17 protein-coding genes are annotated in these 12,755 nt (G+C 33.2%); 7 read left to right on the top strand and 10 right to left on the bottom strand.

Annotated features, from left to right (window positions below):
* Window positions 1-3: 3 nt before the first annotated feature.
* From RN605_RS02800 to RN605_RS02780, 5 genes are all read right to left on the bottom strand, one after another.
* Window positions 4-504 carry an OsmC family protein gene (locus RN605_RS02800; RefSeq protein WP_313322013.1) on the bottom strand — a complete coding sequence of 167 codons (501 nt, stop codon included), beginning with the start codon at window positions 502-504 and terminating at the stop codon, window positions 4-6.
* Window positions 505-583: 79 nt separating this feature from the next.
* Complete coding sequence (locus tag RN605_RS02795) at window positions 584-1,051, bottom strand: DUF1572 domain-containing protein (RefSeq protein WP_313322011.1); 468 nt, start codon at window positions 1,049-1,051, stop codon at window positions 584-586.
* 62 nt (window positions 1,052-1,113) lie between these two features.
* Entirely contained in the window at window positions 1,114-1,506 is a 393-nt protein-coding gene (locus tag RN605_RS02790) for a hypothetical protein (protein WP_313322009.1), read from the bottom strand.
* An 80-nt stretch (window positions 1,507-1,586) separates the two neighbouring features.
* Entirely contained in the window at window positions 1,587-2,000 is a 414-nt protein-coding gene (locus RN605_RS02785; RefSeq protein WP_313322007.1) for a contact-dependent growth inhibition system immunity protein, read from the bottom strand.
* 16 nt (window positions 2,001-2,016) lie between these two features.
* A complete protein-coding gene (locus RN605_RS02780; RefSeq protein ID WP_313322005.1) occupies window positions 2,017-2,757 on the bottom strand; it encodes a hypothetical protein in 741 nt (246 codons plus the stop codon).
* Window positions 2,758-2,923: 166 nt separating this feature from the next.
* On the opposite strand from RN605_RS02780, the gene RN605_RS02775 reads away from it, so the two are divergent.
* Complete coding sequence (locus tag RN605_RS02775; RefSeq protein ID WP_313322003.1) at window positions 2,924-3,289, top strand: hypothetical protein; 366 nt, start codon at window positions 2,924-2,926, stop codon at window positions 3,287-3,289.
* Between the two features lie 124 nt (window positions 3,290-3,413).
* Entirely contained in the window at window positions 3,414-4,088 is a 675-nt protein-coding gene (locus tag RN605_RS02770) for a hypothetical protein (RefSeq protein WP_313322002.1), read from the top strand.
* Window positions 4,089-4,153: 65 nt separating this feature from the next.
* On the opposite strand, the gene RN605_RS02765 is transcribed toward RN605_RS02770, so the two are convergent.
* Complete coding sequence (locus RN605_RS02765) at window positions 4,154-4,732, bottom strand: HD domain-containing protein (RefSeq protein WP_313322001.1); 579 nt, start codon at window positions 4,730-4,732, stop codon at window positions 4,154-4,156.
* Between the two features lie 194 nt (window positions 4,733-4,926).
* On the opposite strand from RN605_RS02765, the gene RN605_RS02760 reads away from it, so the two are divergent.
* The 4 genes from RN605_RS02760 to RN605_RS02745 are packed head-to-tail and all read left to right on the top strand — an operon-like array spanning window position 4,927 to window position 7,471.
* The gene (locus RN605_RS02760; RefSeq protein ID WP_313322000.1) at window positions 4,927-5,649 is read left to right on the top strand and encodes a tRNA threonylcarbamoyladenosine dehydratase; all 723 of its coding nucleotides are present in this window, start codon (window positions 4,927-4,929) and stop codon (window positions 5,647-5,649) included.
* Between the two features lie 4 nt (window positions 5,650-5,653).
* The gene (locus tag RN605_RS02755; RefSeq protein ID WP_313321998.1) at window positions 5,654-6,157 is read left to right on the top strand and encodes a DUF1648 domain-containing protein; all 504 of its coding nucleotides are present in this window, start codon (window positions 5,654-5,656) and stop codon (window positions 6,155-6,157) included.
* Between the two features lies 1 nt (window position 6,158).
* A complete protein-coding gene (locus tag RN605_RS02750; protein ID WP_313321996.1) occupies window positions 6,159-6,821 on the top strand; it encodes an HAD family hydrolase in 663 nt (220 codons plus the stop codon).
* The gene (locus RN605_RS02745; protein ID WP_313321994.1) at window positions 6,818-7,471 is read left to right on the top strand and encodes a GDSL-type esterase/lipase family protein; all 654 of its coding nucleotides are present in this window, start codon (window positions 6,818-6,820) and stop codon (window positions 7,469-7,471) included. The genes RN605_RS02750 and RN605_RS02745 overlap by 4 nt, the downstream gene beginning before the upstream one ends.
* On the opposite strand, the gene RN605_RS02740 is transcribed toward RN605_RS02745, so the two are convergent.
* The 3 genes from RN605_RS02740 to RN605_RS02730 are packed head-to-tail and all read right to left on the bottom strand — an operon-like array spanning window position 7,468 to window position 9,935.
* A complete protein-coding gene (locus tag RN605_RS02740) occupies window positions 7,468-8,754 on the bottom strand; it encodes a cryptochrome/photolyase family protein (RefSeq protein ID WP_313321992.1) in 1,287 nt (428 codons plus the stop codon). The two genes, RN605_RS02745 and RN605_RS02740, sit on opposite strands and share 4 nt — an antisense overlap.
* Window positions 8,755-8,764: 10 nt before the next feature.
* Window positions 8,765-9,463: an SDR family NAD(P)-dependent oxidoreductase gene (locus tag RN605_RS02735; RefSeq protein ID WP_313321991.1), complete on the bottom strand. Its 699-nt coding sequence runs from the start codon at window positions 9,461-9,463 to the stop codon at window positions 8,765-8,767.
* Between the two features lies 1 nt (window position 9,464).
* Window positions 9,465-9,935 (bottom strand): SRPBCC family protein, encoded by a 471-nt coding sequence (locus tag RN605_RS02730; protein WP_313321989.1) that lies wholly within the window; start codon window positions 9,933-9,935, stop codon window positions 9,465-9,467.
* Window positions 9,936-10,069: 134 nt separating this feature from the next.
* Between RN605_RS02730 and RN605_RS02725 the strand changes: the two genes are divergently transcribed.
* Complete coding sequence (locus tag RN605_RS02725; RefSeq protein WP_313321987.1) at window positions 10,070-10,924, top strand: DUF2911 domain-containing protein; 855 nt, start codon at window positions 10,070-10,072, stop codon at window positions 10,922-10,924.
* 46 nt (window positions 10,925-10,970) lie between these two features.
* Here the strand turns inward: RN605_RS02725 and RN605_RS02720 are convergent, their stop codons facing one another.
* The gene (locus RN605_RS02720; RefSeq protein ID WP_313321986.1) at window positions 10,971-12,686 is read right to left on the bottom strand and encodes a sodium:solute symporter; all 1,716 of its coding nucleotides are present in this window, start codon (window positions 12,684-12,686) and stop codon (window positions 10,971-10,973) included.
* Window positions 12,687-12,755 lie beyond the last annotated feature (69 nt).

Here is a 12,755-nt window from a genome sequence, read left to right as displayed (position 1 = left end):
AGCTTAATTATAAACTGTTTCAATAGCTACACCTTTAGAAATAGTTTGATAGACCACACAATATCTTTCGGTTAGTTTTGCAAGGCTTTGTAGTTGTTCTTCGGTAGCGGTAGTATCAAGGGTAAAACTCAATCGAATGGATTTGAAACCCACTTCGGCTTCTTTAGAAACGGCAAGTGTTCCTCTAAAATCCAAATCGCCTTCAGCTTTTACTTCGCCACTTTTGATTTCGATTCCCAGTGCTGTGGCTACTGCACTTAAGGTTACACCAGCACAAGCCACCAGCGATTCTAAAAGCATATCGCCCGAACACGCAAGCATTCCTGTTCCTCCAGTTGCAGGATGCAAACCAGCTTCAATCATGGCTTTTCCTGTGTTTACTTTACACGAAATACCATCGCTAAGATTTCCTATCGCCTTTAAAGTAATTAATGCAGTTTCGGGATTGGTGGTGTATTTTTCTTTTAATGGTGCCTGAAGGTTTTTAAGTTCAATAGAATTCATAACCGTATTTTTTGATTGTTACTATTTCTTTTTGTTGCAACGTTACCGAAAGATACGATTTTTATAGAAACGAATAACACTAGGAAGTTATCATTTTTCTAATAAGTGATATTTGTCCTAAGTGGTAATAGCTGTGCTCAAGCACGCCTTCAATGTTGCGTAAGTAGGTTCCATATTTTTCATCAATGAAGGCTTCGTCTAAGCAATGGTCTTCCAATTGTTCTACACATTGTGCAAACTTTTCGGCGTTGGTTAGAAAACCTTCCACCATCATTTTCCAATTGTGTTCAGAATGGAGTGGTGGCATATCAAAACTATATTTGTCGCTGATTTCTAGTTTACCATTTTGAAAAGCATCTATCAAACCCGCCAAGTAATAATTCACATGATAGGTGAGTAGCGCAATGGTATTCAGGTTGGCAACCTTTTGTGTGGCTTGTTGCCAAGTAATGCTTTCTATTTGTTCCTTATAATTGGTGTTGGCTATCCATCGTCCGTTCAGATAGACTTCGCGAAGCCTGCTTGCTAGGTTTTGATTTCGAGTCATAAATGTTTTTTTATGTTACCAGCCTAAATATGAAGACTTTACTCAGCTTGTTATTATTTGATTTAAATTATTATAAACTCTCTAATTGTCCCATCGTCATATTCATAATGACAAAAAGCTTTTTTTCCTTCTATTTTGTCAATTTGAACAATTACTTTTTCACCTATCTGACTGTTTTCTGATGGTTTATTAACCGATATACATTCTAATTCATACCTGCATTCTGTTAACCAATTTATTTTACTTTTAAATTCTATTTTTTTATCAGAGTAAGAATCAATCTGAATGGAGTCAGTTCTTGTACTGACTGCTTTTGGTAAGCTTTTATCGGATACTAAGTATTCAAACGTACCGTTTTTAAAATCAGTACACTTTGATTTTTGCCCTAAGACTGTTAGTGAACTAAATATTATTAGTAAGCAACAAAAAATATATACTACTTTTTTTCTTTTCATCTTTTGGTTGTTATGGTTATTGTCACTAGCTCAAAGTCTGAAGGCTTTGCGCAACGGGAAATTTAAAAGGCTAATAATCTTCATGTTTTGTGTTCGCAATTATCAAATTTAGAAATATCAAATCTCATTTCTATAATTTCTTGACGTCTTTCCTTAATTAAGTTGTTTAGTTGATGCCAGTACTCTTCATTGTCATTCCAAAATTTAGTATCAATCTCTAATACATTTTTAAGTAAATCACCCTCATACATATCTCCTTCGGCAAACAAATTGTCCTTCAAGGTTTCCAAGGCAAGTGGAATCAAAAATGGAAGTCCAATTTCTTGTCCAATCATGATTCGAAGGTCTTCGGTTGTAAAATCTTGCAATTCCTTTTTACGCAATGCATTACAAGTTTTTATCAGATAAGAACTTTCATCTGAATTTAAAGATGGCCAAACTTTTTTCTCAAGTGATTCAAGTGTTTTTTGTTGCCAGTTATTTTCAAGTTTCATGGTTTGTTATCTTCTTTTATTTATAAAGACTTTCAATAATGTTTATTGTATTATCTATATATATTCTAGGACTACCTGATGTAGTTAATCTAAATTCTTTAATTTTTTTTAAAATATTTTCTTTTACTTTCGCTTTATCATTAATCTCAATATTTTTTTCAATTGCATAAGCCAAAAACCAATTTAAATTTTTATGAATTATTTTACCTGATTTAAATGGTGTTGTTTCCTCGAAAAAAAAGTGATCAACTCTTTTTTCTAAATTATTTTCCTCCATATATTTTTCTATTGAATTGTGTACAGCAATTCCAAAGTATTTTAAATCTTCTTCAATTTGATAAGCATCAATTAAGGGTTGTCCAAAAAATATTTTTTTTGATTGATTAATTGTTATTTTACCATGAGCAATTCCTCCTTTCAAAGGAATTCCCATACTTACTGCATTTGAAAAAAGAACAATTGCTGAAAGATAAAAAGTATTGAAATCTTCAGCAGAATCAGTTTTTGAAAAAATAATTATTGAATCTGAAAAATTATAAGTTTTAAGATTTGAGGGAACTATTTCTCCGTTTTCACCAGTAAAAGGTTTTTCAAGTACATTAATGTGATTAGATAATTTGTATAATTTATCATAAACAACATTATGATCATCTTTTAAAACAGAATCTTTAAAACCTAAAATATCAAAAAATGCAACAAATCTATTTTCAGGTTGACTATTCCATTGACTATTTGAGTTATTTACTTTTTTTGCCATACTCAATATTAATACTTTAAAATTTTAAAAATTTGATAAATCAATTTTATATAAACTAATTAGTGTCATTACTTTTCCAAATCTAATCAATCCCTTTATCATAAAAAAGGGGGAAATCCCCCTTTTTTTAATCACGGAGTAATAATTATCAATTACGGTTGGGTAATTGTTGTTAGTTGATGCACTGCCAACGGCGTTTTTTAGTATAAAAACGGCAAAAGTTACCTCAGAAACGGCGTTTGAAGGTGCGCCATCGGCGCATGTTGGTATAAAAACGGCAAAAGTTACCTCAGAAACGGCATTGGAAGGTGTACCAACGGCGTTTTTTAGTATAAAAACGGCAAAAGTAACCCCAAAAACGGCGTTGGAAGGTGCGCCATCGGCGCTGCTGAGTATAGAAACGGCAAAAGTTACCCCAAAAACACCGTTGGCGAGGTTAAAAAAGGCGCATTTTTGGGTTTTAGGTCAATTTTTAGACCTTGAGGCTCAAACTTTTGACCTGCCAGCTCCAAGTTTTGACCTTAAACGTTAATGTTTTCCCAATTTTTCAACTTTTCTCACAATTTGATACAATAATCGAAATACTGTTTACGTTATTATTTTGAAATGGAAAAAGAGATTTTTTTCATACTAGTAGTAATTAAATATTTGAAATCATGAGAATTAGATTCTGTAAATTGAATTTCAGGCAGTATACTGCCACGTCTTTAGATACGTTCTGCGAGTTGATACTCGGCGGATTGTATCAAAACGCTGCCGTCTTTGTTGCGCCTCCGTATAGCGAAGCAGAGTTTACGGCTACCAAAAGTGCTTTTATTAACGCTTTTGTGGAGTATGACAAGTATGGTCCATCTAAATTAACGGAGTTTCTTAATGCCTACAATGCCTTGATAGCTATGCTGAATTCATTGGCGGCTTATGTAAACTCAGTAGCATTGGGCGATGCGTCAAAAATTGTTTTAAGCGGATTTGAACCTTCTAAAGAAGCTGCACAGCCAGTGCCACCTTTAGTGCAGTTTACCAATTTTACGGTAAAGCGCTCCGAAAACGCTGGAGAAGTTATTGTTAACATTTTCCCAGTTAGTAACTTTGGTGTGGTAAACTATGGTTGCATCTGCGTGGAAGGCCGAGAGCTTTCGGATTTGAGCATTGTTAACGGGCAATTGGTTTTTCCGGAAGGAATACCAGCAGTGCGCTATGATTTGAACAAATCGAGAAGAAAGGTGTTCAGTAACCTAAAAGTAGGAGTGGTTTATTATTTCTACGTTTTTGGGGTAAACACAGTGAGTGTGTCACCATTGAGTATACCACTGAAGCTAATGGCAGCTTAAAATTGCCAAAAAAAGAACCCTTCAGAGTCGACCTGAATGGGTTTTTATAATATTAAGAAAATATACTATTTTTCCAATAGCAGTTGAAGATTAATCTCTTTTGCTTTAGCGCGGTGTTGCAGGCAATAGTCGGTGTGGTAGTGGTGCGACTGCAGGAACTTAATTTGTATGTTATCCCATTCCTGAACCGTCAGCGCAGGATTGTAGTGCTTGAGTTCATGATACAACCGCGTGCCTATTTCAATAAAATTTTCGGTACCCAGGTATTCCAGGTCGGCATCGGCCACTATTTGTTCGAGTTTGTTTTTGGGTTGCTGTGGTATTTTGGTTGCCATAATCATTCCGGTAATCTTTGCCACTTCGGTTGACGAGAAACCATAGTTAGGCAATAGCTCTTGTGCAATGCGGCAGCTTTCGGCTTCGTGGTCTTCAACCTCATGATTCATATAGCCAGAATCATGAAACAATGCAGCGGCTTTCATCAACAAAATGTTGTATTCAGAGCAATGCTCTTTGTGGGCAATGTGTTCAACCCTATCAATTACATAAACAGTATGTTCCCAGCAATGATAGGTTAAATGAGGCGCAAGATTGTCTTTCAATCTTTGTGAAATATCAGTATAAAGTTTATTCCAGTTTTTCATTTAAAATTATAGCTGATCGTTATTTCATAAAATTTAATATTCCTTTTTGAGGAATAGTTAAAAATAATTTAATTTTTCAACAATATTACTAATTTGATGAAAAAAATATTGTTAATGTATCTTTTGCTGTAAAAGAGAATACTTTCAATTCTATATTTTTCCTTATTTTTGCGGCTTTAAAATTGGTTTTCATCATGGCAAAGTGGCAAGAAAGAGCAGCGCTTTTATTTAAAGAAGAAGGAATTAACAAATTAAAAAACGCCAACGTTTTAGTAGTTGGGCTTGGTGGTGTGGGCTCTTTTGCTGCAGAGTTTTTAGCTCGTGCTGGAGTTGGAAACATGACTATTGTTGATGGCGACGTGGTTGATATTACCAATATTAATCGTCAATTACCTGCTTTGCACTCAACCGTTGGTTTACCAAAAGTAGAGTTGATGGCAACACGATTGCTTGATATTAATCCTGAATTGAATTTAACGCCTATTAAAGAGTTTCTTGAACCCGACAGAGCGAAAGAAATTGTTACTAAAGATTTTGACTATGTTTTGGATTGTATTGACAGTGTGACTCCAAAGCTAAACTTGATAATAGCAGCCAAGCGCAATGGTGTGAAAGTTATCAGTAATATGGGTGCAGGAGGAAAGTATGAAGCTGCTAAAGTGAGAGTTACCGATATTCGAAAAACTGATTATTGTCCGTTGGCAAAAGTAGTTCGTAAACGTTTAAAGAAAGAAGGCATTTCAAAAGGTGTAAAAGTAGTTTACTCGTATGAACGACCAGATGAAACCAGTGTAAAAATGACCGACGGAACCAACTTCAAGAAATCATTTTATGGAACAAACAGTTGGATGCCTTGCTTGTTTGGTCTTCACGCCGCAGAAACAGTTGTAAAGTATTTGATAAAAAAAGAAGACTAAGCCAATGGAAGTTTCTGAAAGACCAAAAATCAAAATACCATTCACGCTTCTAGACAAAATAATTGAACTGGTAGGTCTTCTGATACTGATTGCTTTTTGGTTTTACACGATAACAAACTTCAATCAATTACCCGAAATTATCCCAACACATTTTGGTGCCGAAGGAAAACCCGATGGTTTTGGTGAAAAATGGATGATTTTCTTAGAAACCAGTATTGGAACGGTTTTATACATCGGACTTTCAATATTATCTTTTTATCCAAACAAGTTTAATTATCTTGTTGAAATTACTGAAGCCAATGCAGAGAAGCAATATACTTTAGCGGTTAAAATGATACGCATCATGAAGATTTCTGTTTTGTTGGTTTTCTTCTTGATAGCCATTCAAACAGTACGATTGGCAATGAATCTGCCGGATGTATTTGGTAAATGGATTTTAATACTATTGATTTCGTTGGTGTTTGGACCATTATTTTATTTCTTAATTCAATCCTCAAAAAACTCATAAATTGATACAAACAGTAATCTTTGATATGGATGGTGTAATCGTTGATACAGAACCTGTACATCATTATGCTTATCACGAACATTTTAAACAATTAAATATCGAAATATCGCCAGAAATGTATTCTTCATTTACAGGAAATTCTACGAAGAATATTTTTCAACGATTAAAAGATGAGTTTAACTTGGCAGAAGATGTAGAAACACTTGTCAACACCAAACGAAATTTATTTAACGACGCTTTTGACAGTAAAGAAGATTTGTATTTATTGGATGGAGTAGAAGATTTAATCAAAGACTTGCACCAAAACGGAATGCAGTTGGTGTTGGCTTCCTCATCTGCAAAAGTAACTATCAACAGAATTTTTAATCGATTCAAACTTCATCAATATTTCACACATATTGTTTCGGGAGAAGATTTTCCAAAGTCAAAACCACATCCTGCTATTTTTCAACATGCAGCAATGATTTCAAATACTTCTGTCGAAAATTGTATTGTAATTGAAGATTCAACCAATGGTGTTTTGGCTGCCAAAGCCGCAGGAATATATTGCATAGGTTATGATAGTTTTCATTCTAAAATGCAGGATTATTCAAAAGCGGATGAAGTAATCACTAACTTTAACGAATTGAATTATATCAGAATTCGTCAAATTAATCCATCATGAAGAAGTTAAGTGTTTTACTCATCGTTTTATTCATTTCATTAAATACATTTTCCCAACAAAAACTATTTTGGGATGAAATAAAGGCTTTTAAAACAGAAGACAGTATTAATCCACCAAAAGACGGAATGATATTGTTTATCGGGAGTTCATCTTTCAGACTTTGGAAAACGGCAAAAGAAGATTTGCATAACGAAACTATAGTAAACAGAGCTTTTGGTGGAGCAACTCTTGAAGATTTGATTTATTATCAAAATGATGTAGTACTGAAATACAATCCAAAAAAGATAGTGATTTACTGTGGTGAAAATGATGTAGCCAGTTCAGAAAAAATAACTGGACAAATCGTTTTTGACCGTTATAAAACATTACATACTACTTTGAGAAAACAATTTCCAAAAGTTCCAATAATTTTCGTTTCGTTAAAACCTTGTATTCTTCGCTGGGAAATGAAAGACAGAATGATAGCTGCCAATGACTTAATAAAAGATTATTTGAAGCAGGATAAGAATGCAGTTTTTGTAAATATCTGGGATAAAATGCTTGAAAATGGAAAACCAATGAACGATATATTTATTGAAGACAATTTGCATATGAATGCAAAAGGTTACGCTATTTGGAGTAAAGAATTATTACCATTAATTAACAATTAACCAACGGCTTTTTTATAGGCAATCAAACATTTTTCGCGCGCTTCTTTGTGATCAACAATTGGTTCTGGATAAGCGGAAGTTTCTAGCTCAGGAATCCATTTTTTAATATACTTTAATTCTTTGTCAAACTTTTTTACTTGCTCAGTTGGATTAAAAATCCTGAAATAAGGTGCAGCATCAACTCCAGAACCCGCAGCCCATTGCCAATTTCCAACGTTGCTCGCTTGCTCGTAATCTAATAGCTTGGTTGCAAAATAAGTTTCACCCCAACGCCAATCTATTAATAAATGCTTGCAAAGAAAACTTGCCACAATCATACGAACGCGATTGTGCATGTGTCCAGTTGTGTTTAATTCGCGCATTCCTGCATCAACAAAAGGGTAACCTGTTTTTCCTTCACACCATTTTTGAAATAAAACCTCATTATTGTTCCAAACGATTTTATCATATTTTGGTTTGAAACTTTTATTTACTGTATGTGGAAAATGCCAAAGAATCTGCATAAAAAACTCACGCCAAATTAGTTCCTTCAGAAAAGTTTCGTTTTTGCTTTCTAATGCTTTGGCTACCATTTTGCGAATAGAAACAACTCCAAAACGAAGATAAATACCTAAATGAGAAGTTTTGTCAAGCGCGGGAAAGTTTCGTGTTTCTTCATAATTATCAATCAAAGATTTAGAAACATTATAATCAGAAACTTTTATTGAAGACTTTTCGAATCCAATATCTTTTAAACTTAAAAAAGGATAAGAATGCGAAATTGTATTATTTAAGTAATCTTCTGAATTATAGTTTTTTAATTGGATTAACTTAAACTTTTTTTTCCATTTATTAGAATATGGAGTATAAACTACATATGGTGTGTTATCATCTTTTACAACTTCACTTTTTTCAAAGATAACTTGATCTTTACTTGTTTTAAATTCGATGTTGTTTTCTTTGAATAATTGATATAATTCTAAATCTCTTTTGCGAGCATAAGGTTCGTAATCGTGATTGGTAAAAACAGTTTTTATTTTGTTTTCAGAAATAAGTTTTTCATATACCTCAAAAGGATTTCCATAAAAAACAGCTAAGGATTTCCCAATTGATTTTAATTGGTTTTGGATATTCTCGACTTGTTGGTGTATGAAAGTAACACGAGCATCATCTTTTGGTAATTGTGAAAGGATGTTTTTGTCGAAGATAAAAATAGGTAATATCTCTTCACCACTTTGTAATGCATGATATAAACCAACATTGTCTTCCAAACGTAAATCACGACGAAACCAAAATATATTCATTTGTTTATTTTTATCCATTTACCAAAAGTGTAGACATTCCGCCATCAACATGGAAAATTTGTCCCGAAATCCAATTACTTTTTTCACTCAGTAGAAATGAAGCCATTTGTGCTAAATCTTCTGATGTTCCAACTTTTTTCAAAGGGTTTCGTTGGGCAGATTTATCTTTTTTCTCGTCCGAATTTAAGAATTTATTCGCTAATGGTGTATCGGTTAATGATGGTGCAATGACATTAACCCTAATTTTAGGTGCATATTCGGCAGCTAATGCTTTTGCAAAACCTTCAACAGCGCCTTTTGCAGCGGCAATACTAGTATGAAAAGGCATTCCCATACTGGCAGCAACACTACTAAACAATACTACGCTAGATTGATTAGATGCTGTTAAATTGGGTAAAACGGTTTGCAAGACTTTCACCATACTGATGAAATTAATATTCATGTCCGATTCGAATGCATCGATTTTTAATCCTCTGAATGGACGAAGATTTATGCTTCCTGGACAATAAACTAATCCATCGATTACTTCTGGTAAATGATTAACATCTAATGTGTCGGTTGTAGCATCAAATGGAATGTGAGTAACATTCATGTCACTCATATTTTCTTTAGTTCTTGAGGCAATAAACACTTTATTGTCATATTGAAGTTCTTTTGCAATAGCTAGTCCAATACCGTAAGAACCGCCAATTAAAAGTATGTTTTTCATATTATTGTTCTTTAAATTCTCCATAAAGTTCGATTAGTTTTTTTCTTCTGTACTCAAATATTTCATTGAGTTTAGGTTTTACTAAAATAGGATGTACAAATTGTCCTAAAATACCCATTGGAACTTTATAATCTACTATATCTTCCATTTCAACTCCACCAGGAATTTCTTTTATAAAATGTTTATGATGCCACAAAGCATAAGGCCCAAATCGTTGCTCATCTACAAAATATTCTTTATCAACAACATGTGTAATTTCAGTAACCCATTTGGTTGGAATTCCTAAAACGGGAGTTACGATATATTGAATAATTTGCCCAGGATACATTGGTCTGTCCGCACCTGAAAGAATTTTAAAACCCATGTAATCTGGAGTTATCAATTGCAGGTTTTTTGGATCAGATAATAAATCCCAAGCCTGAGTAATAGTTATTGGTAAATTTTGCTTTTTATGCAAGCGATAGATTTTCATATTTTTAGTTTGTGTAAAAATACAAATTGTTCAACAATTATTGTATTTTGTTAAACAAAATAATTTTGATTTAAGTTTTAATTAACATTTGAAGTGTATGTAATTTGTAAATTTGAAAAACTAATTTAAATATCATGAAAAAACTATTATTTGCTTTGGCTGTATTGATAGCCAACCTAACTATTGAAGCACAGGTAAAAACACCTGCGCCAAGTCCGAAAGCCACTGTTAATCAAGTTGTAGGATTAACAGACGTTACAATTGATTATTCACGTCCAAGCGCAAAAGGAAGAGCTATTTTTGGAGATTTAGTTCCATTTGGTAAACTGTGGAGAACAGGTGCTAATGCCAATTCAACTATTTCTTTCAGTGATGATGTAGTAATTAAAGGAACTACTTTACCAAAAGGGAAGTATGCAATTTTTACTACTCCAAAAGCAGATATGTGGGAAGTTGTTTTTTATACTGCTACTGATAATTGGGGTACACCTGAAAATTGGGATGCTAATAAAGTTGCTGTTTTAACCAATGTTGATCCAACTATGTTGAATCATCCGGTTGAAACTTTCACAATGTCGATTGGTAATATTACCAATGATAGCGCTACTTTAGATATTGCTTGGGAAAAAACGATGGTTTCAGTAAAATTTGAAGTACCTACACAAAAATCAGCGATGGAAAGCATCAATAAAGTATTAGCTGGTCCAACAGCTGGCGATTACTATTCTGCTGCACAATATTTATTTGCTTCTGACAATGATTTAAATAAAGCGTTAGAATATGTAAATAAAGCAGTAGGAATGGTTAAGCCAGGTGCAGATGCGCCTTTTTGGCATTTGAGATTAAAATCATTAATCCAAGCAAAATTAGGTGACAAAGCTGGTGCAATCGCTACAGCAAAACAATCATTGGCTGGTGCAGAAAAAGCTAACAACGCAGATTATGTAAAAATGAATAACGATAGTATTAAAGAATGGTCTAAAAAATAATTTTTTTATAAATTCTAAAAAGCTACGATTAAAATCGTGGCTTTTTTTATGCTATTTCTTTTCGCTTACTAAAAATTTGAAGTATTATTCCGAGTAGAACAGTTAATGTTGCTCCAATAAAATTTAACCATAAATAGCCAAGCTTTTCCTGACCGTTTGGATATATGTGAATGGTATAATAATAAATTACAAATATCGTAGTTTGACTAGCAACAGCACCCCAAAATATTGCATTTGCTTTTACATATTTAATATAAAACCCAACCAGAAAAACTCCTAGAACAGTTCCATAAAAAATGGAACCAATAATATTCACTAACTGTATTAAATTTTCAAATAGTGTTGCAAAACATGCAAATAATATAGCAACGATTCCCCATAATAAAGTGAAATACTTAGTGGCATTTACATAATGTTTTGGCGACTTCTCGCGTTTTTGATTTCGCATGTAAATATCAATAGCTGTAGTAGAAGCTAAAGCTGTCAAACCTGATGCAGAAGATGACATAGCAGCTGAAAGTATAACGGCTAATAATAAACCAATCAAACCACTTGGTAAATAGTGAAGAATGAAATAAATGAATACATAATCTTTATCATTTGTTTCAGCTTTTGTGTCAACTTTACTGATTATTTCTTTGGCTTGATCGTGTAAATCCTTCTCTTTATTAGAAAGTGAAATTAATTTATTTCTTAGAATTGGGTTATCATAATTTTGATTTAAATGATCGATGTATAATAAATTAAATTCTTTCTTTTCGTCACTCAATTGAGCAATTTTTTGTTCTAGTGAATGATATTCAGCAGCATAAACAGATTTTTCAATTGCATCTTGATTTACTGGGTTAAAATGCAAAGGAACTGGGTTAAATTGAAAGAAAACAAAAACCATAACTCCAGTTAAAAGTATAAAAAACTGCATTGGAACCTTTAGAAAACCGTTCATAATCAAACCCATTTGACTTTCTTTATCTGATTTCCCAGAAAGATAACGTCCCACTTGAGATTGGTCGGTTCCAAAATAGGAAAGCATTAAAAAGAAACCGCCAGTAATTCCACTCCAAATGGTGTATCTGTTTTCTGGATCGAATGAAAAATCTAGAATATTCATTTTATCATTTGCACCTGCAATGTGCATTGCATTTGAAAACGTCATGTCATTTGGTAGCAAATGTAAAATCAAGAAGAATGTAATAAACATTCCGCTCATGATGATAAACATTTGTTGTTTTTGAGTTACGTTTACCGCTTTTGTTCCACCTGAATACGTGTAGATGATTACTAATATTCCAATTATAATATTAAGTAAAGTTAAGTTCCAACCCAAAACTGCTGAAAGAATGATTGATGGCGCATAAATAGTCAAACCTGTTCCTAAACCACGTTGAATTAAAAACAAAATTGCTGTGAATGAACGTGTTTTTAAGTCAAAGCGTTGCTCTAAGTATTCATAAGCTGTATAAACTTTTAATCGGTGATAAATTGGAATAAAAGTCATGGAAATTACAACCATGGCAATAGGCAATCCAAAATAGAATTGAACAAAACCCATTCCATCATGGTAAGCTTGACCTGGTGTTGATAAAAATGTAATTGCACTAGCTTGAGTCGCCATTACTGAAAGACCAACTGTCCACCAAGGCGTTTGCTTGTTTCCTAATATATAATCTTGAACATCTGCGCTACCTTTAGTTTTATAAACGCCGTAGATAACAATAAATAATAGCGTTACTGATAATACAATCCAATCGAGTTGCTGCATGACTTAATAGAATATTTGCATTAAAAGAAAAAATATAGCAATATAAATTGCATTGGCTATTAAAACCCA

Origin of the sequence: Flavobacterium sp. PMTSA4 (genome assembly GCF_032098525.1) — a bacterium.
Lineage (GTDB): Bacteria > Bacteroidota > Bacteroidia > Flavobacteriales > Flavobacteriaceae > Flavobacterium > Flavobacterium capsici.
Note: the sequence above shows the minus strand (reverse complement) of the source record. Positions and strands in the feature narration are given on the sequence as shown.